The following is a 17,786-nucleotide window of genomic DNA, read 5'->3' as shown; positions in this document are numbered from 1 at the left end:
ACCCCGGCCTAGAAACCGGGGTGGATCGCCATCATCCCGCCATCGACCAGCATCTCCGCGCCGGTCATGTAGGGACATTCGTCGGAGACGAGGAAGGCAATCGCCGCTGCTGTCTCGGCCGGATCGGCCAGCCGGTTCAGCGGCGAGGTTTTCGCCACAGCCGCCTTGAGCCCGGGCGTCACGCCTTCGGCATGGGTGAGGATGCCGGTATCGGTCGCGCCCGGGATCACCGTGTTGCAGCGGATGTTGTAGCCCTCTTTCGCGCAATGCACCGCGACCGAGCGGGTCAACACGCGCACGGCGCCCTTGCTTGACGAATAGGCCACATCGGTCGGCAGCGCGGCCATCGCGGTGGTCGATGCGATGTTGACGATCGCGCCCTTGGAGCCGCCCGGATTGGCCTTCATCGCGGCAATTGCGGCGCGGCATCCGGCCATTGTGCCCTTGACGTTGATGTCGAAGATCCGGTCCCAGGCGTCGTCGGTCACGTCCTCGATGCTGAGCGCCGACACGGTGCCCGCGTTGTTCACAAGGATATCGAGCCGCCCCCAGCGCTCCACCGCCTGTGCGACGATCGCGGTCCAAAGGGCGATATCGGCCACGTCCTGCTGCGCGAACACCGCGCCGGTTTCCGCGCACAGCGCCGCGCCGCCATCGGCATTCATGTCGGTGCCGAGCACCTCGGCCCCATCGGCGCGCAGCCGTCGTACCGTCGCCGCACCGATCCCGCTCGCGCAGCCGGTGACGATTGCGACCTTGCCCTTGAGGTCGGGCATTATTCGGCCTGTTGCCAGATCGCGGCGCAGGGGCGCTGGTTGTGGGTCGCCACGAAGCGGGCGAGGTTGTCGGTCCCTTCCGGCAGTTTCCAGCCGATGGTGAAGCCGAAATTGGCGAAAGCGAAGATGATCAGATCGGCGAAAGTGAAGCGGCCAAGCGCGATGTGGTTCTTCTCGCCGAGAATGGCATCGAACATCCGCCACTTGGCGTCCGCCATCGCGGTCAGCTCGGCTCCCGCCTCGGTCGACACCACCGCCATGCGCGGTTCGAACATCGGGCGGCCTGCGCCTGCGCGGAAGCCCATCGTCATCGGCACGACCACTTCCTGATCGAACAGCCGCACCCACTTGCGCACCTCGGCACGCTCCAGCGGAGTTTCGCCGAACAGGTTGGGGGCGGGATGCATCTCCTCGATGAATTCGCAGATCGGCCAGCTTTCGGTGAGGCAGGTGCCGTCATCCAGCTCGAGCGTCGGGGTGGTGCCTTGCGGGTTCTTCGCCATGTAGCCCGCATCCTGCCGGTTGGTGCCGGCGATGATGTCGTAATGCACGCGGGTGAAATCGCGCCCTTCCTCAAGGCCCTTTTCGACCATGAACATCCGCACGAGACGCGGGTTGGGGCCAAGGCTGGAATGGAGCGTGGTCATCATGTCTCTCCCAATAGGTTTTGCCAGAGGTTCTAGGAGGCTAGGGCGCGTCCGTCGCCCTCATAAATGCGCTAGGATCAGACGCGAAATCGCTTGCACGGGCACGCTGTATTGCGCCACTAAGGCACCATGGATCAAACGCCTGTTACCCTGCCGTCCGACGATGATGGCGAGCTGACCAAGCTGCACCCCAATTACAGCCATGCGCTGCGGGTGCAGACCGTGTTGAACGCGATCCCCTTTCTGATCGGGTCGCTGGTGCTGGAGACGGTCTTTCGCGGCCAGGGCTACTTCCCGAGCGGGGCGATTGCCGGGCCGGTGCTGCTGATCGCGATCGCCCTGGTGATCCGCATTCCGACCAGCCGGTACAACGCGCGCGGGTATCAGATCAGCGCCGATCGCCTTCGGGTGGTGCGCGGGCTGCTGTTCCGGTCGGACACGGTGGTGCCGTTCGGCCGGGTGCAGCATATCGACGTGAATCAGGGCCCGCTTGACCGGTTCTTCGGGCTCGCCACGCTGACGCTGCATACCGCCGGCAATCACAACGCCAGCGTTTCGCTGCCGGGGCTGGGCGAAGAGCTGGCGCGGGAAATGCGCGAGGAGATACGCGCCCACATCCGCCGCGAGACGATGTGAGACACGGTTCATGAGCGAAGTTCAGCGCACCGCGCCGATCAGCGTCGTGCTGGGTGCGATCGGCAGTATCCGCAGCGCGATCATCCCCGCCATCGCCATCGCATTTTCGGGCATCGGCGGCGGTGGACGTTTTCTGGTTGCGGTCGGTGTCGGGCTGGCGGCGGCGGCGATCGGCACGCTGACGAGCTATATCGGCTGGCGTCGGCTGACCTATGTGATCGGCGAAAACGACATCCGGGTCGAAAGCGGCATCCTCAGCCGTGCGGCGCGCTCTGTGCCTTACGAGCGGATCCAGGACGTCAGCCTCGAAGCCAAGCCGCTGCCGCGCCTGTTCGGGCTCGTTTCGGTGAAGTTCGAGACGGGAGCGGGCGGGGCCGATGATCTGGCGCTGCAATACCTCACCCGCGCCGAGGGCGAACGCCTGCGCGAACTGGTACGCGAACGCCGCGAGGATGCGCCAACCGCCGCTCCTGCCGGTGAGAAGCAAGCCGGAACAACCCCCGCTTCCGACACGGGCGAGAGCGCGCTGTTCGCAATGGGGCCGCAGCGCTTGTTGACCTTCGGCCTGTTTGAATTCTCGCTCGCAGTGTTCGCGGTGCTCGGCGGTCTGCTGCAATATGTCGACAACGTGACGAGCGTTGAGCTGTGGGACGTCAACCTCTGGTATGGCTGGCTCAAGCAACAGGGCAGCACGGTCGCGACGCTCGGCCCTATCGCGCAGGCCATCGGGGTCGTCGTCGGGCTGATCGGGCTGGTGCTGGTCGGCACAGTGACGGGCGTCGTCCGCACGGTGCTGCGCGACTGGGGCTTCACTTTGACCCGCAGTGCACGCGGGTTCCGCCGCCAGCGCGGGCTGTTCACCCGCACCGATGTGGTGATGCCCGCGCACCGCGTGCAGGCGCTGGTGATCGACACCGGGCTGGTGCGCTATCGATTGGGCTGGCATTCGCTCAGCTTCGTCAGCCTCGCGCAGGATATTCTCAGCGAAAGCCACGTCGTCGCCCCCTTCGCGCAGATGGACGAAATCGCACCGATCGTGTCGCAAGCAGGCTTCCACCTGCCCGATGCGGGCATCTCATGGCACCGCGCCAGCAAGCGCCACATGGCCGACCGCGCCATCGGCGGGGCGCTGTTGTGCCTTGCAGCGGCGATCCCTGCGGCACTGTTCGCTCCCTTCGGGGTTGCTCTGATTCCCTTGGGTGCCGCAGTCGTGCTCGTCGCGGCCAACCTCTATGCGTGGGAATTCCGCCGTCATGCCGTCGATGCGACGCAGATTTTTGCGACCACCGGGCTGCTATCCCCCACCAGCCGCATCGCCACCCGGTTGAAGCTCCACTCGGTCGAAATCGCGCAGAGCCCGCTGGCACGGCTGCGCGGCTATGCCACCTTGCATCTGGGGCTGGCTGGCGGAACCTTCGCGATCCCAGGCGTGCCGCTGGACGAGGCGCGGGCCCTGCGCGCGCAAATCCTCGAAACCATCGCCGCGACCGATTATTCGCGCCTTGATGCCCCGCTGTCAGACGGGGACGATCAGACTTTCAGCGGGGCCCAGTCGGGATTTTCGGCGAACTTGGCGGCGACATAGGAACAGTCGGGCCGGATCAGGAAGCCCTGCCGATCGGCATCGTCGATCAGCCGCGCCACCAGCGCTGCCGCCACCCCGCGCCGACCGATCGCGCGCGGCACGATGGTATGCGCCGCAATCCGCACCTCGCGTCCGCCATGGTCACCGCCGGGTTCCCATTCGAGATAGCCCTGTTCGCGGCTGTCGGCGAGCGTGGCGACATAGCGCCCGCCGCCACCGGCAACGTGGTGGGTGATGGTCAATCCGGTCAGAGGCTCGCCCATCTTGTGTCCTTCCGCTTGCCCCAATCGCTTGCAACCCGCGCGCGGCGCGATAGAGGCGGTCTGCGATGACTTTGTCCAAGCCCTTTCTCTCCGACAATGCCGCTGCCGTCCACCCCCGCTTGTGGGAGGCGATGCGCGCGGCTGACCGTCCGGACAATCCCTATGACGGCGATGCGCTGTCCAAGGAGCTCGATGCGCGTTTCACCGCGCTGTTCGGGCGGGAATGCGCTGCGCTCTGGGTGGCAACGGGGACGGCGGCCAATTGCCTTGCACTGGCAACGATGTGCGCGCCCCACGGCGGGGTGGTGTGCCACCGTGAGGCGCATATCGAGGTGGACGAGGGCGGCGCGCCGGGCTTTTTCCTCCACGGTGCCAAGCTGATGCTGGCCGAAGGCGAGGGCGCGAAGCTGACCCCTGCCGATATCGCCGCGCTGATCGATCCGATCCGCAACGATGTGCATCAGGTTCAGCCCCATGCCGTCGCGATCACGCAGGCGAGCGAATATGGGCGAGCCTACACGCCTACGGAACTGGCGGCGCTGGGTGCCTTTGCGAAAGAGCGACGCCTCGGCCTGCACATGGACGGCGCGCGCTTTGCGAATGCGGCGGCGTTCCTCGGCGGCTCGCCCGAGAATGCAGCGCGCGCGGCGAGCGGCCCGGTCGACAGCCTCGCCTTCGGCTTCATCAAGAACGGCGGGATGGGCGCGGAAGCCGTAGTGCTGTTCGATCCCGAGGCCGCGCATCAGGTGCGCTACCGCCGCAAGCGCGCAGGCCACCTGCAATGCAAGGGCCGCTATCTCGCTGCGCAGATCCTCGCGATGCTCGATGACGGGCTGTGGCTCGCCAACGCCGCCCATGCCAATGCCGCGGCGCAGGAAGTGGCCGCAGGCTGCGCGGATCGCCTGCTCCATCCGGTGGAAGCGAACGAGCTCTTCGTGCGCTTGACCGAAGCCGAGCGCGAGGCGCTGCGCGCGCAGGATTTCGCATTCTACGATTGGGGTGTGGACTCGGCGCGCTTCGTCACCGCGTGGAACACCCGCGGCGAGGATGCCGCGGCGCTCGGCAAGGCGATCGCCGCGCTGTGACCTCAACTCCCGCGCCATCGATGCTCAGCCCCAAGGTGCTGATCCCCTTCATGCTGACCGGCACGATCTGGGGTTCGACCTGGTTTGTCATCACCGGACAGATTTCCGATGTGCCCGCCGCATGGGGGGTGTTCTACCGCTTCATGCTGGCGACCCCGGCGCTGTTCGCGCTGGCGGTGGTGATGGGCAACCGGCTGCGGCTCAACCGGCCCGAGCACCTGCTCGCGCTCGGGGTCGGCATCGCGCAGTTCTCGGGCAATTTCCTGTTCGTCTATCATGCGGAACAGCACATCACCTCCGGCATCGTCGCGGTGATGTTCGCGCTGCTGATGGTGCCCAATGCGCTCTTCGCTAGGGTGTTCATCGGCGAGCGGGTCCAGGGCGGCTTTATCGGCGGCAGCCTTGTCGCGATTGCCGGGGTGGCGATGCTGCTGGTGCACGAATGGAACGCTGCGCCGCTCGGCGGTGATGTTGGCCTCGGCATCGTGCTCGCAGTGGGCGGGATGCTCGCCGCATCGATCGCCAATGTGGTGCAGGCCAACCCGACGGGGCGCGGGGTGCCTATGGTGAGCCTGCTCGCCTGGGCGATGCTCTACGGGACGGGCTTCGATCTGGTCTACGCTTTCGCCACCGAGGGCGCGCCGCAGGTGCCCAGCGGCTGGCAGTTCTGGGCGGGGACGGCCTATCTCGCGATCATCGGATCGGTGGTAACCTTCCCGCTCCATTACAACCTCGTGCGCGAGATCGGGGCTGGGAAGACTGCCTATAACGGGATCGTCACCGTGTGCGTGGCGATGGGGCTGTCGACCCTGTTCGAGGGCTTTGCGTGGGACGCGCTGTCGGTCGGCGGCATGGCGCTGGCGCTGCTGGGCATGGGGCTGGCGCTTCGGTCAAAGCAGAAGAAGTAGCTCTCAAAAGAGCGTTGATCGGCCCGCAGGGCCGCAAGGGCGAATGCCCGTCGCGCCTTATGGCGCGCAAGCCAAGGGCGCGGAGGCGCCCGCCGGCGCTTGAGGCGAAAACAAGGACTCTAGACCTTCGACATAGGTCGGGAACCTCGGCTCCCACCCAAGCACCCGCTTGGCCTTGCCGTTGGCGACGCGGCGATTCTCCATGTAGAACCCGCGCGCCATTTCCGAGAGGTTCGCCTGTTCCAGCGTCTCCAGCGGCGGGAACGGCAACCCGAGCAAGCGGCACGCGTGTTCGGTCACTTCATTGCCGCTGCAAGGGCAATCATCGCCGAGGTTGTAGGCGCCTGCGGGTGCATTCTGCTCCAGCGCCGCTACGACCCCGCTGGCAATGTCATCGACATGGACGCGGCTGAACACCTGTCCGGGCAAGTCGATCCGCCGCGCCTGCCCGGCCCGCACCCGGTCGAGCGCGGAGCGGCCCGGACCGTAGATCCCCGGCAGGCGGAACACCCGCGCGCCCATGTTCAGCCATGCAAGGTCAGCCTCGGCCCGCGCGTTGCGCCGACCTTCTCCAGATTGCGCGATGGTTGGCGTTGCCTCGTCCACCCACGCGCCTTCGCGGTCGCCATAGACGCCGGTGGAGGAGAGGTAGAACAGCGCCTTGCCGGCCAGCGCCTTGCCATAGGCATCGAGCACCGGATCGCCGCCTGCCCGTTCGGGCGGGACCGACGAGAGGATGTGGGGCGCTTCGCCGATGGCTGCCAACACGGCGGCCCGGTTGTCAAAAGCGATATCGCCCGCGCTGCCCGTCGCCGTGACCTGCCACCCGCGCGCGCGCATCGCTGCAGCTATGCGTCCGGCGGTGTAGCCCAGTCCAAAGATCAGCAAACGGCCCATGCGCCAACCTAATGATTGGACCTGAGGACGAATCAACCTAAATCGGCGCGCATGGATATCGCACACAACCCCATCGCCCCCGACAACGCCCCCGCAACCCCTGCCGAGCCGCCGCTGATCCGGCGCGAGGAATACCAGCCTTTTGCGTGGCGGGTGCCGACCACGCATCTCGACTTCGCGCTTGGGCTGGAAGCGACCACGGTCACCGCGACGCTCGTAGTTGAACGCAACCCTGCCGCTGCTGCTTCGCCTGAACTGCGGCTGAGCGGCGACAGCATCGCCGCGCAAAGCGTCAGCGTCGACGGCGAGGCCGCGTCGTGGCGGATGGATGGCCCCGATCTGATCGTGACCCTGCCGGGCGAGCGGCACGAGGTCACCATCGTCACCACCATCAACCCCGCCGCCAACACCCAGCTGATGGGCCTCTACGCCTCGAACGGAATGCTCTGCACCCAGTGCGAATCCGAGGGCTTCCGCCGCATCACTTTCTTCCCCGACCGGCCCGATGTGCTGTCGGTCTACACGGTGCGGATGGCGGGCGACAAAGCGGCCTTCCCGATCCTGCTGTGCAACGGCAACCGCACCGCTGCGGGCGATAATGGCGACGGCACGCACTGGGCCGAATGGCACGATCCCTGGCCCAAACCGTCCTATCTTTTCGCGCTCGTCGCAGGCGATCTGGTCGCCAATTCCAAGCCCTTCGTCACCCGTTCGGGCCGACAGGTCGAATGCAACGTCTGGGTGCGGGCCGAGGATATCGCGCGCACCGACCACGCGCTCGAATCGCTGCACCGCTCGATGACGTGGGACGAGGAGGTGTTCGGCCGCGAATACGACCTCGATCTCTACAACATCGTCGCCGTCAGCGATTTCAACATGGGGGCGATGGAGAACAAGGGACTCAACGTCTTCAACACGAAGTATGTCCTCGCCGACCCCGACACCGCCACCGATGCGGACTTCGACGCAGTTGAAGGCGTGATCGCGCACGAATACTTCCACAACTGGTCGGGCAATCGCATTACCTGCCGCGACTGGTTCCAGCTGAGCCTCAAGGAAGGTTTCACCGTGCTGCGCGACCAGCTGTTCTCGCAGGATATGCGGGGCGAGGCGGTCAAGCGGATCGAGGATGTGCGGATCCTGCGTGCGGCCCAGTTCCCCGAGGATTCAGGCCCGCTCGCGCACCCGATCCGGCCCGATTCCTACCGCGAGATCAGTAACTTCTACACCGCGACCGTCTACAACAAGGGCGCCGAGGTCATCCGCATGATCCGCTCGATGGTCGGTGTGGAGCGGTTCCGGGCAGGCACCGATCTCTATTTTGACCGCCATGATGGCGAAGCGGCGACGTGCGAGGATTTCGTCAGGGCAATCGAGGACGGGGCGGGCATCGACCTGACCCAGTTCCGGCGCTGGTATTCGCAGGCGGGCACTCCGCGCGTCGAGGTGCGCCAGGCGGTTGAGAGCGACAACTTGCGACTGACCCTCAAACAGACCGTACCCGCCACCCCCGGTCAGCCCGACAAGCTGCCGATGCCGATCCCGCTGAAGATTGCGGTCCATTCGCGCAGCGGCACCCTGGGCGCGGAACAGCTGGTGGTGCTGGCCGAGACAGAGCAGACGGTCACGCTGCCGCTTGCAGGCCCCGATCCGGTGGTGTCGATCAACCGCGGCTTCACCGCCCCGGTAGTGATCGAACGCGAACTTGCGCGAGAGGATCTCGTGTTCCTCGCCGGGCATGACGATGATCCCTTTGCCCGTTCGGAAGCCTTGCAGGAACTCGCGGTCAGCCACCTAGTCGGTGCGGCCAGCTGCGCTCTTTCGGCAGATGATCTGACTGCGGGCGAAGCGGCGATCATCGCTGCGTTCCGTTCGAGCATTGCCGACCAGCGGCTCGATGATGCGATGCGCGGCGAGCTGATGATCCTGCCGAGCGAGACCTATCTGTTCGAAGTGATGGCGAGCCACGGCGGCCTCGCCGATCCGGGCACGATCCATGCCGCGCGCGAAGGGCTGAAGGCTGCGATTGGCGCGGCGCTGGCAGAGGAACTGGGCGCGCTGCACGCCCGCGCCTCGGCGGTGCCCCTGGGCGATCCCGCCGGTCGCGGGGCACGCAAGGTGAAGACGCAAGCGCTGGTGTATCTCGCAGCCGCCGATCCGGCGCGCGCCGCCACGCTGGCCGCCGAGCAATATGACGCCGCCGACAACATGACCGACCGGCAGGGCGCGCTGATGGTGCTGTGCTCGCTCGATTCGCCCGCGCGCGAACAGCGGCTCGCCGCCTTCTACGAGCGCTACAAGGACAATGCGCTGGTGGTCGACAAGTGGTTCACGTTGCAGGCGCTCTCGCTCCACCCCGATGTCATCGCCCATGTCCGTACGCTGGCGGGCCATCCCGACTTCACGCTCAAGAACCCCAACCGCGCCCGCTCGCTCTACATGGCGTTCGCGGGTAACCCCAAGGGGTTCCACGATGCGAGTGGGGCGGGCTATCGCATGATTGCCGATGTGATTCTCGCGCTCGATCCGATCAACCCGCAGACGGCGGCGCGGTTCGTCCCCGCGCTCGGGCGCTGGCGGCGGATCGAGCCGGGCCGTGCAGGCCTGATGCGGGCCGAGCTTGAACGGATCATGGCGCATGGCGATCTGTCGCGCGATACTTTCGAGCAGGTCAGCCGCAGTCTGGACGGATGAAGTGAGCGGCTTTCAGATCGAAACCAGCCCGCTGCTCGAAGGCGTGCCGCACGGCTTCTTCGGCAGCGCCGGGGGCAAGCACCAGTTCGGGTTCGGGGGTCCGGGCGATCCGGCCGAAGTGCGCGAACTGAGGGCGGCCGCGGCTGATGCGATCCTGACGGGCGGCCGCCTCGCCGCGCCGCATCAGGTGCATTCACCCGATGTGGCGGTGGTAACGAACGTCTGGGATGATGCTGCCGAAGGTCGCCCGGTAGCCGATGCGGTGGTCACGGTCACGCCCGGCGTCGTGCTCGGCATCGTGACGGCGGACTGCGGCCCGATCCTGTTCGCCGACCGCGAGGCGGGGGTGATCGGCGCGGCCCATGCCGGTTGGCGCGGCGCGGTGGACGGGGTGCTCGAAAACACCATCGCCGCGATGGAGTCTCTTGGCGCGCGGCGGGCGAACATCGCGGCCGTGCTCGGGCCGACGATCGCGCAGCCGAGCTACGAGGTCGATGCCCCGTTCCGCGCGCGCTTTGCGGCGAATGACGAACGCTTTTTCGCCCCCGCGCCGGAACGCAGCGGGACCGCCCGCTGGCACTTCGATCTGCCGGGCTTCATCATGGCCCGGTTGCGCGATGCGGGCCTTAGCAAAATTGCGGATAACGGCCGGGATACATTCTCACATGTCACGCGTTATCATTCGCACAGGCGCTCGACGCAGGCAGGCGAGCCGAATTATGGCAGGCAGATCAGTATGATCGCACTGTCATGAGGCGGACTTGCATGGCTGCGAACCGGGCTTGAACAAAACACGGTTGGATTCTGGGTGGATTGCCGTTAATTGCCCCGCCCAAGTTACGGACAGGGTGCGTCGCTTGCACGCATTCCGCCCGGAACAGGGATGAATCTGACTCAACACGGCGAAGGCGCGAGCCTTCTCAACTGGAACACCACGCCGCGCAGGGCGTTTCACCGGCGCGGCATTACGAGCAGGGTATTTGACGATGGCTGACATGAGCGGTGCGACCACTCCCGCAGGTGCCTCGGAAGTGACAGAAGGCGGCGAAGGCGTCCGTCGTCGCGACTGGATCCACATCGCAGCGCTCGGCACTGCTGGGGTTGGCGGCGCATCGGTGCTGATCCCGCTGGTCAGCCAGATGGCGCCTTCGGCCGACGTGCTCGCCGCGAGCACCACCGAAGTCGATGTCAGCGCGATCCAGCCGGGCCAGAGCATCAAGGCCGTGTTCCGCAAGCAGCCGCTGTTCGTGAAGCGTCTCACCGCCGAAGAAATCGCTGCCGCCAAGAAGGATGACGCCGTTTCGCTGCGCGATCCGCAGACCCTCGCCGAGCGGACCAAGGAAGGCCACGAAGACGTGCTCGTCACCATGGGCGTCTGCACCCACCTCGGCTGCGTGCCGCTGGGCGCTGCCGAGGGCGAGAACAAGGGCGAGTTCGGCGGCTATTTCTGCCCCTGCCACGGCTCGCACTACGATGTCGCCGGCCGCATCCGCAAAGGCCCCGCGCCGAAGAACCTGCACGTTCCCGATTACGAGTTCACCTCGGACACGGTCATCCGCGTCGGCTGATCCAACGTATCCGAGCAACACCGAATCCTTCCGACCATTCCCTTCGATCAAGCCGAGAGAACGCCATGAGTTTCGCCTGGGCCAAGCAATACGAACCGAAAACCGCCCTGACCAAGTGGCTTGACGAGAAGCTGCCGCTTCCGCGTCTGGTCTACAACGCGGTCGGGGCCGGCTATCCGGTGCCGCGCAACCTCAACTACATGTGGAACTTCGGCGTGCTCGCCGGTTTCTGCTTGATGCTGCAGATCGTCACCGGTGTCGTGCTGGCGATGCATTATGCCGCCAACCAGGCGGTCGCCTTCGGCACGGTCGAGCACATCATGCGTGACGTCAACGCCGGCTGGATGATGCGCTACGCCCACGCCAACGGGGCGAGCTTCTTCTTCATTGTGATCTACCTGCACATCTTCCGCGGCTTCTTCTATTCGTCCTACAAGGCCCCGCGCGAGATGATCTGGCTGCTGGGTGTGGTGATCTTCCTTCTCATGATGGCGACCGCCTTCATGGGCTACGTGCTGCCGTGGGGCCAGATGAGCTTCTGGGGCGCACAGGTGATCACCGGTCTGTTCGGCGCGATCCCGCTGGTGGGTGAACCCCTCCAGGTGTGGATCCTGGGCGGCTACGCTCCCGACAACGCTGCGCTGAACCGCTTCTTCAGCCTCCACTTCCTGCTGCCCTTCGTGATCGCCGGCGTGGTGATCCTGCACATCTGGGCACTGCATATCCCCGGCTCGTCGAACCCGACTGGCGTGGAAGTGAAGAACGAAAGCGACACCGTGCCGTTCCACCCGTACTACACGGCGAAGGACGGGTTCGGGCTGGGCGTGTTCCTTATCGCCTTCTGCACGATGGTGTTCTTCCTGCCGAACGCGCTGGGCCACCCGGACAACTACATCGAGGCGAATCCGCTCTCGACCCCGGCGCTGATCGTTCCGGAATGGTATTTCTATCCGTTCTACGCGATCCTGCGCGCCTTCACCGGCGACCTCACCATTCCGTTCACCGGCATCGTGCTAGTCCCCGCCAAGCTGCTGGGCGTGATCGCGATGTTCGGCTCGATCCTGGTGTGGTTCTTCCTGCCCTGGCTCGACAAGAGCCCGGTGCGCTCGGGCCACTACCGTCCGCTGTTCAACAAGTTCTTCTGGTTCGGCCTGATGCCGACCATGGCGGCGCTGTTCTACCTCGGCGGTGCCCACGCGGAAGAGCCGTACATCATGCTCAGCCAGATCTTCACGGCTTACTACTTCATGCACTTCCTCGTGATCCTGCCGATCATTAGCCAGATCGAAGTGCCTAAGCCGCTGCCCTTCTCGATCACCGAAGCGGTGCTCGGCAAGGATGCCGCCCCGGCCGAACCGCGCACCGGTTCGATCGATGGCGGTGATGCCGGCGCCTCGCCCGATGGTTCGCTGCAACCGGCCGAGTAATCGGCCGGAGCGGTTCCCCAGCAATCTGACCCGATAACGAGAAAGAGTTCGGTCATGTCTATTCGTCTCGGAGGCATTATTGCAGGCCTCGGCATCACTCTGGTGCTGCTGCTCTGGTCGTTCCTGCCCGGTGCCTATAACTTCGCGTTCGGCCCCGCGCCGGAAAAGCAGGCGTCCTACGCCTTCTATGAGCATGGCGAAGGCCCCGAAGGCGGCTTTTCGTTCGACGGCCCGCTCGGCACGTGGGACGTGGCCCAGCTTCAGCGCGGGTATCAGGTCTACAAGGAAGTCTGCTCGGCCTGCCACAGCCTGAAGTTCGTTTCCTTCCGCAACCTGCAGCAGCTTGGCTACAGCGAAGCCGAAGTTGATGCGGAAGCTGCGGCGTGGACCGTTCCGGGGATCGATCCCGCCACCGGCGAGACGACCACCCGTCCGGGTGAGCCGACCGACTTCTTCCCGTCGCCCTATCCCAATGCGATTGCCGCTGCGGCCGCGAACAACAACGCGATCCCGCCAGACCTCTCGCTGATGACCAAGGCGCGTCACGACGGTTCGAACTACGTCTACGACCTGCTGGTTGGCTATGGCGAGCCCGACCCCGCCAAGGCTGCGAAGCTCGGCTTCGAGACCCCGACCGGGCTGTACTTCAACAAGCACTTCCCGAACGTCAACATCGCCATGCCCCCGCCGCTCGCGATCGACGGTCAGGTGACCTATGCCGACGGCACCAACGCCACCATTCCGCAGATGGCCAAGGACGTGGCCGCGTTCCTGACCTGGACGGCGGAACCCTCGCTGGTCGAACGCAAGCAGACCGGTTGGGCGGTGCTCGGCTTCCTGCTGTTCGCCACCACTCTGGCGTTCCTCAGCTACAAGCAGGTCTGGGCCGGCATGAAGCCGAAGAAGAAGTAAGCTTCTTCGCCCCGTAACGCACACGAGCGCCCCGTCATCCCCTTGCGGATGGCGGGGCGCTCTGCTTTGAAAGAGCCGAAAGGGGCCTGCCGACATGAAACCGCCGCATCTCTCGCCGGAAGAGCTCAAGGGGCTTGTGCGTACCGTCCCCGATTTCCCGCATCCGGGGATCCAGTTCCGCGATATCACCACGCTGATTGGTCACCATCAGGGCATGGCGGCGAGTGTGCATCATCTCGCCGAAGCAGCAGCGGCAGCCGGGGCGGACAAAATCGCCGGGATGGAAGCGCGCGGGTTTATTTTCGGCGCGGCAGTGGCGGTCCAGCTGGGCGTCGGCTTCGTGCCGGTCAGGAAGCCCGGCAAGCTGCCGATCCAGACGATCGGGATCGACTATGCGCTCGAATATGGCACCGACCGCCTCGAGATAGACCCGGATGCCATTACGCCCGGGCAGAAGGTGGTGATCGTCGATGATCTCATCGCCACCGGCGGCACCGCGCTCGCCTCGGCCGAGCTGCTTCGCATGACCGGCGCAGTTGTCAGTGATGCCCTGTTCGTGATCGACCTGCCCGATCTGGGCGGGGCGGATCGTCTGCGCGCAGCGGGGATAACGGTCAGCGCGCTGATGGAATTCGAAGGCGACTGATCAGGCCAGCCGCGCGACCTCGGCCAGTACGCGCTCGGCCCATTCGGGGCGGCAGATCAAGAGATCGGGCATGTAGGTATCGGCCTGGTTGTAGACCAGCGGCGATCCGTCGATCCGCGAACAATGGAGCCCGTAGGCCTGCGCCACGGCCACCGGCGCGCAGCTGTCCCATTCGTACTGCCCGCCCGAATGCAGGTAGATCTCGGCCTCGCCGCGGACCACTGCCATCGCCTTCGCCCCGGCACTGCCCATCGGCACCAGCTCGCCGCCAAGCGCATCGGCCACCGCCTGCGCTTCATGCGCGGGCCGGGTGCGGCTGACGAGAAAGCGCGGGCGGCTCGCGGCTGCGGGAAGGGGCTGCGGCGCATCCGAGCGCAGCACAACCCCGCCATCGAGCCCGGGCAGCGCCACCGCGCCGACTGTGGCCACCCCGTCAATCGCCAGCGCGACATGCACCGCCCAGTCGCTGCGTTCCTCGCCATATTCGCGGGTGCCATCGACCGGATCGACGATCCACACCCGGCCCTTGGCGAGGCGCGCGGGATTGTCCTTTTCCTCTTCGGACAGCAGCCCGTCATCGGGGCGCAGGTGCCGGATCGCGTGGCACAGGAACTGGTTGGCCGTGGCATCGCCTGCCTTGCCCAGCGCCTTGCCATCGAACATCCCGCTGGCGCGTACCGCCATGAGCAGCACACCCGCGTGCTCGGCCAGCTGCGCGGCCAGCGCGGCATCGGTCAGATCGGCAGCACTCATTTGAGCGGGAGGATCTGCTGGATGATGAAGCGCGCGGCTTCTTCGGGCGTCATGTCGACGGTGTTCACGCGGATCTCCGGATGTTCGGGCGCTTCATAGGGACTGTCGATCCCGGTGAAGTTGCTGAGCTTGCCCGCCCGCGCCTTCTTGTAAAGCCCCTTCACGTCGCGGCCCTCTGCGACCTCAAGCGGCGTATCGACGAAGATCTCGACGAACTCGCCCGGCGGCAGCATGTCGCGCACCATCTGCCGTTCGGCGCGGAACGGCGAGATGAAGGCGGTGAGCACGATCAGCCCCGCATCGGCCATCAGCTTGGCGACTTCGCCCACGCGGCGGATATTCTCGATCCGGTCGGCTTCGGTAAAGCCGAGATCGCGGTTGAGCCCGTGCCTGACATTGTCGCCATCCAGCAGGAAGGTGTGGCGGTTCATCACGAACAGCTGCTTTTCGACCTCGTTGGCGATGGTCGATTTGCCGCTGCCCGAAAGCCCGGTGAACCACAGCACCCGCGGTGTCTGGTTCTTCATCGCCGCATGATCGTCACGCGTGATCGCAGTCGGCTGCCAGTGGACATTGTCCGCGCGGCGCAGGCTGAATTCGATCATCCCGGCGGCGACGGTCGCATTGGTGAACTTGTCGATCAGGATGAACCCGCCGAGCTCGCGGTTCGTGCTATAGGGCTCGAACACGATCGGCCGGTCAGTCGCGAATTCGGCGACGCCGATGGAATTCAATTCGAGCGTCTTGGCCGCCAGCCGTTCGAGGCTGTTGACGTCGATCTCGTATTCGGGCGCCTGCACCGTGGCGGTGACCATCTGGGTGCCAAGCTTGAGCCAGTAGCCGCGTCCCGGCTTCAGCGCCTCCTCGTCCATCCAAACAAAGGTCGCGCGGAACTGATCGGAGACTTGCGGCGGATCGCCCGCGGCCGCGATCATATCGCCGCGGCTGCAATCGACTTCATCGGCGAGGGTAAGCGTGACAGACTGGCCTGCGACTGCCTCGTCGAGATCGCTGTCGAAGCCATCGGTTTTGCCTGCAAAACCGCCACTGGGAACAGCCACGATGCTCTTGACCGTGCTGGTCTTGCCGGAAGGCACGATCCGCACGGGATCGCCTGACCGGATGGTGCCGCTGGCGATCTGCCCGGCAAACCCGCGGAAATCGAGGTTGGGGCGGTTCACCCACTGCACCGGCATGCGGAACGACTGAGCCTGCGCGGCGGCACTATCCACCGGCACGCTTTCGAGATGGGCGATCAGTGCCGGCCCGCCATACCACGGCGTATTGGCCGACGGCGCTGTGGTGATGTTGTCGCCCTTGAAGCCCGAGATCGGGATCGCGGTGAATTCGGCAATGCCGATGCTCGTGGCAAAGGCGTGATAATCGCTGACGATCCGGTCGAACACCGCCTGATCGTAGCCCACCAGATCCATCTTGTTCACGGCGAGCACCAGATGGCGGATGCCGAGCAGGTGGACGAGATAGGAATGCCGCCGCGTCTGTTGCAGCACGCCTTTGCGTGCATCGATCAGGATCACCGCGCAGTCCGCCGTCGAAGCCCCGGTGACCATGTTGCGGGTATATTGTTCGTGCCCCGGCGTATCGGCGACGATGAACTTGCGCTTCTCGGTGGTGAAAAAGCGGTAGGCGACATCGATGGTGATGCCTTGTTCGCGTTCGGCCGCAAGGCCATCGACCAGCAACGCGAAATCGATCTCTTCGCCCTGCGTGCCGTGCCGCTTGCTGTCGCTTTCGAGAGCGGCAAGCTGATCTTCGAAGATCATCTTGGAATCGTAGAGCAGCCGCCCGATCAGCGTCGATTTGCCGTCATCCACGCTGCCGCAGGTTATGAAGCGCAGCAGGCTCTTGTGCTGGTGCTGGTCGAGATAGGCCTCGATATCCTCGGCGATCAGCGCGTCGGTCTGGAAGGAGGAGGGCGTTTCCATCAGAAATACCCCTCCTGCTTCTTGTCTTCCATCGAGGCGGACTGGCCCTTGTCGATCGCGCGGCCCTGCCGTTCGGAACTGGTGGCGAGCAGCATTTCCTGGATGATGGTGTTCATGTCGGCCGCCTCGCTCACGGTCGCGCCGGTCAGCGGGTAGCAGCCCAATGTGCGGAAGCGCACCGGACGGGTCACGGGTTCTTCGCCCGGTTCGAGCCGGAAGCGATCATCATCGACCACCAGGATCATCCCGTCGCGCTCGACCGTGGGGCGCGGCTTGGAGAAATAGAGCGGCACGATGTCGATGTTCTCGAGCGCGATGTATTGCCAGATGTCGAGCTCGGTCCAGTTGGAGAGCGGGAAGACGCGGATGCTTTCGCCCTTGTTCTTCTTGGCGTTGTAGAGGTTCCACAGCTCGGGGCGCTGGTTCTTCGGGTCCCAGCGGTGCGCGGCAGTGCGGAAGCTGAAAATGCGCTCCTTGGCGCGGGCCTTTTCCTCATCGCGCCGCCCGCCGCCGAACGCCGCATCGAACCCGTGGGCGGTGAGCGCGCGCTTGAGCGGATCGGTCAGCTGCGCTTGGCTGTAGAGCGCGCTGCCGGTGTCAAAGGGGTTGATCCCCTGCGCTTCGGCGTCCTCGTTTTCAGCGATGATCAGCTCGAGCCCGTATTCGCGCACTGTCCGGTCGCGGTGGGCGAGAAGATCCTTGAAATCCCATCCGCTGGCGACGTGCAGCATCGGAAACGGCGGCGGCGAGGGATAGAACGCCTTGCGCGCCAGATGCAGCATCACCGAGGAATCCTTGCCCACCGAATAGAGCATCACCGGGTTTTCCGCCTCGGCCACGACTTCGCGGAAGATGTGAATGCTTTCGGCTTCGAGCCGTTCAAGATGGGTCAGACTTCGCATGTGTCGCAGCTACACCTTACAACCTCGCAGACAACTACAGTTTTGTTTGGGCCCGGTGAAGCGCAGGCATTGTGTGTAGGGCGTATCAGGCCGGGACGGGTTGTCCTTGCATGATTGCCTCGGCTATGGTCGCCGGGTGCG

Annotated in this window: 17 protein-coding genes; 10 read left to right on the top strand and 7 right to left on the bottom strand. The window is 65.3% G+C overall.

What is annotated here, in order from left to right; genetic code table 11:
* Nucleotides 1-8: 8 nt before the first annotated feature.
* Nucleotides 9-776, bottom strand: a complete 768-nt coding sequence (locus tag BG023_RS01325; protein ID WP_069308849.1) for an SDR family NAD(P)-dependent oxidoreductase — start codon at nt 774-776, stop codon at nt 9-11.
* Nucleotides 776-1,426, bottom strand: a complete 651-nt coding sequence (locus BG023_RS01320; RefSeq protein WP_083234468.1) for a glutathione S-transferase family protein — start codon at nt 1,424-1,426, stop codon at nt 776-778. The genes BG023_RS01325 and BG023_RS01320 overlap by 1 nt, the downstream gene beginning before the upstream one ends.
* A 126-nt stretch (nt 1,427-1,552) precedes the next feature.
* Here BG023_RS01320 and BG023_RS01315 point away from each other — a divergent pair, with 126 nt between their 5' ends.
* Both BG023_RS01315 and BG023_RS01310 read left to right on the top strand, forming a co-directional pair.
* Nucleotides 1,553-2,059: a PH domain-containing protein gene (locus tag BG023_RS01315; RefSeq protein WP_069308848.1), complete on the top strand. Its 507-nt coding sequence runs from the start codon at nt 1,553-1,555 to the stop codon at nt 2,057-2,059.
* Nucleotides 2,060-2,069: 10 nt separating this feature from the next.
* Nucleotides 2,070-3,644 carry a PH domain-containing protein gene (locus tag BG023_RS01310; protein WP_069308847.1) on the top strand — a complete coding sequence of 525 codons (1,575 nt, stop codon included), beginning with the start codon at nt 2,070-2,072 and terminating at the stop codon, nt 3,642-3,644.
* Here the strand turns inward: BG023_RS01310 and BG023_RS01305 are convergent.
* Nucleotides 3,590-3,907, bottom strand: a complete 318-nt coding sequence (locus BG023_RS01305) for a GNAT family N-acetyltransferase (RefSeq protein WP_083234467.1) — start codon at nt 3,905-3,907, stop codon at nt 3,590-3,592. The two genes, BG023_RS01310 and BG023_RS01305, sit on opposite strands and share 55 nt — an antisense overlap.
* A gap of 65 nt (nt 3,908-3,972) precedes the next feature.
* Between BG023_RS01305 and BG023_RS01300 the strand changes: the two genes are divergently transcribed.
* Both BG023_RS01300 and BG023_RS01295 read left to right on the top strand, forming a co-directional pair.
* Nucleotides 3,973-4,992 (top strand): threonine aldolase family protein, encoded by a 1,020-nt coding sequence (locus BG023_RS01300; protein ID WP_069308846.1) that lies wholly within the window; start codon nt 3,973-3,975, stop codon nt 4,990-4,992.
* Nucleotides 4,993-5,012: 20 nt separating this feature from the next.
* Nucleotides 5,013-5,900, top strand: a complete 888-nt coding sequence (locus BG023_RS01295; protein ID WP_069308845.1) for a DMT family transporter — start codon at nt 5,013-5,015, stop codon at nt 5,898-5,900.
* A 57-nt stretch (nt 5,901-5,957) separates the two neighbouring features.
* Here BG023_RS01295 and BG023_RS01290 read toward each other — a convergent pair whose 3' ends face one another.
* A complete protein-coding gene (locus tag BG023_RS01290; RefSeq protein ID WP_069308844.1) occupies nt 5,958-6,797 on the bottom strand; it encodes an NAD(P)-dependent oxidoreductase in 840 nt (279 codons plus the stop codon).
* Between the two features lie 51 nt (nt 6,798-6,848).
* Here BG023_RS01290 and pepN point away from each other — a divergent pair, with 51 nt between their 5' ends.
* The 6 genes from pepN to BG023_RS01260 all read left to right on the top strand — a co-directional run bounded on the left by pepN (nt 6,849) and on the right by BG023_RS01260 (nt 14,044).
* Nucleotides 6,849-9,491 (top strand): aminopeptidase N, encoded by a 2,643-nt coding sequence (gene pepN, locus BG023_RS01285; protein ID WP_069308843.1) that lies wholly within the window; start codon nt 6,849-6,851, stop codon nt 9,489-9,491.
* 1 nt (nt 9,492) lies between these two features.
* Nucleotides 9,493-10,245, top strand: coding sequence for a peptidoglycan editing factor PgeF (gene pgeF / locus BG023_RS01280; RefSeq protein WP_069308842.1), 753 nt, complete (start codon nt 9,493-9,495; stop codon nt 10,243-10,245).
* Nucleotides 10,246-10,477: 232 nt separating this feature from the next.
* Nucleotides 10,478-11,059, top strand: a complete 582-nt coding sequence (gene petA / locus BG023_RS01275; RefSeq protein ID WP_069308841.1) for a ubiquinol-cytochrome c reductase iron-sulfur subunit — start codon at nt 10,478-10,480, stop codon at nt 11,057-11,059.
* Nucleotides 11,060-11,124: 65 nt separating this feature from the next.
* The gene (locus BG023_RS01270) at nt 11,125-12,486 is read left to right on the top strand and encodes a cytochrome b (RefSeq protein ID WP_069308840.1); all 1,362 of its coding nucleotides are present in this window, start codon (nt 11,125-11,127) and stop codon (nt 12,484-12,486) included.
* A 54-nt stretch (nt 12,487-12,540) separates the two neighbouring features.
* On the top strand, nt 12,541-13,398 hold the full coding sequence (locus tag BG023_RS01265; protein ID WP_069308839.1) for a cytochrome c1: 858 nt from the start codon (nt 12,541-12,543) through the stop codon (nt 13,396-13,398).
* Between the two features lie 94 nt (nt 13,399-13,492).
* Nucleotides 13,493-14,044, top strand: coding sequence for an adenine phosphoribosyltransferase (locus tag BG023_RS01260; protein ID WP_069308838.1), 552 nt, complete (start codon nt 13,493-13,495; stop codon nt 14,042-14,044).
* Here the strand turns inward: BG023_RS01260 and BG023_RS01255 are convergent, their stop codons facing one another.
* Genes BG023_RS01255 through cysD form a run of 3 tightly spaced genes read right to left on the bottom strand, consistent with a single transcriptional unit; the run spans nt 14,045 to nt 17,645 of the window.
* Nucleotides 14,045-14,797 (bottom strand): 3'(2'),5'-bisphosphate nucleotidase CysQ, encoded by a 753-nt coding sequence (locus tag BG023_RS01255; RefSeq protein WP_069308837.1) that lies wholly within the window; start codon nt 14,795-14,797, stop codon nt 14,045-14,047.
* Nucleotides 14,794-16,743, bottom strand: coding sequence for a sulfate adenylyltransferase subunit CysN (gene cysN, locus BG023_RS01250; protein ID WP_069308836.1), 1,950 nt, complete (start codon nt 16,741-16,743; stop codon nt 14,794-14,796). The genes BG023_RS01255 and cysN overlap by 4 nt, the downstream gene beginning before the upstream one ends.
* Complete coding sequence (gene cysD / locus BG023_RS01245) at nt 16,743-17,645, bottom strand: sulfate adenylyltransferase subunit CysD (RefSeq protein WP_069308835.1); 903 nt, start codon at nt 17,643-17,645, stop codon at nt 16,743-16,745. The genes cysN and cysD overlap by 1 nt, the downstream gene beginning before the upstream one ends.
* Between the last annotated feature and the right edge of the window lie 141 nt (nt 17,646-17,786).

The organism is Porphyrobacter sp. LM 6 (genome assembly GCF_001720465.1).
In the GTDB taxonomy this organism is placed as follows: domain Bacteria; phylum Pseudomonadota; class Alphaproteobacteria; order Sphingomonadales; family Sphingomonadaceae; genus Erythrobacter.
Note: the sequence above shows the minus strand (reverse complement) of the source record. Positions and strands in the feature narration are given on the sequence as shown.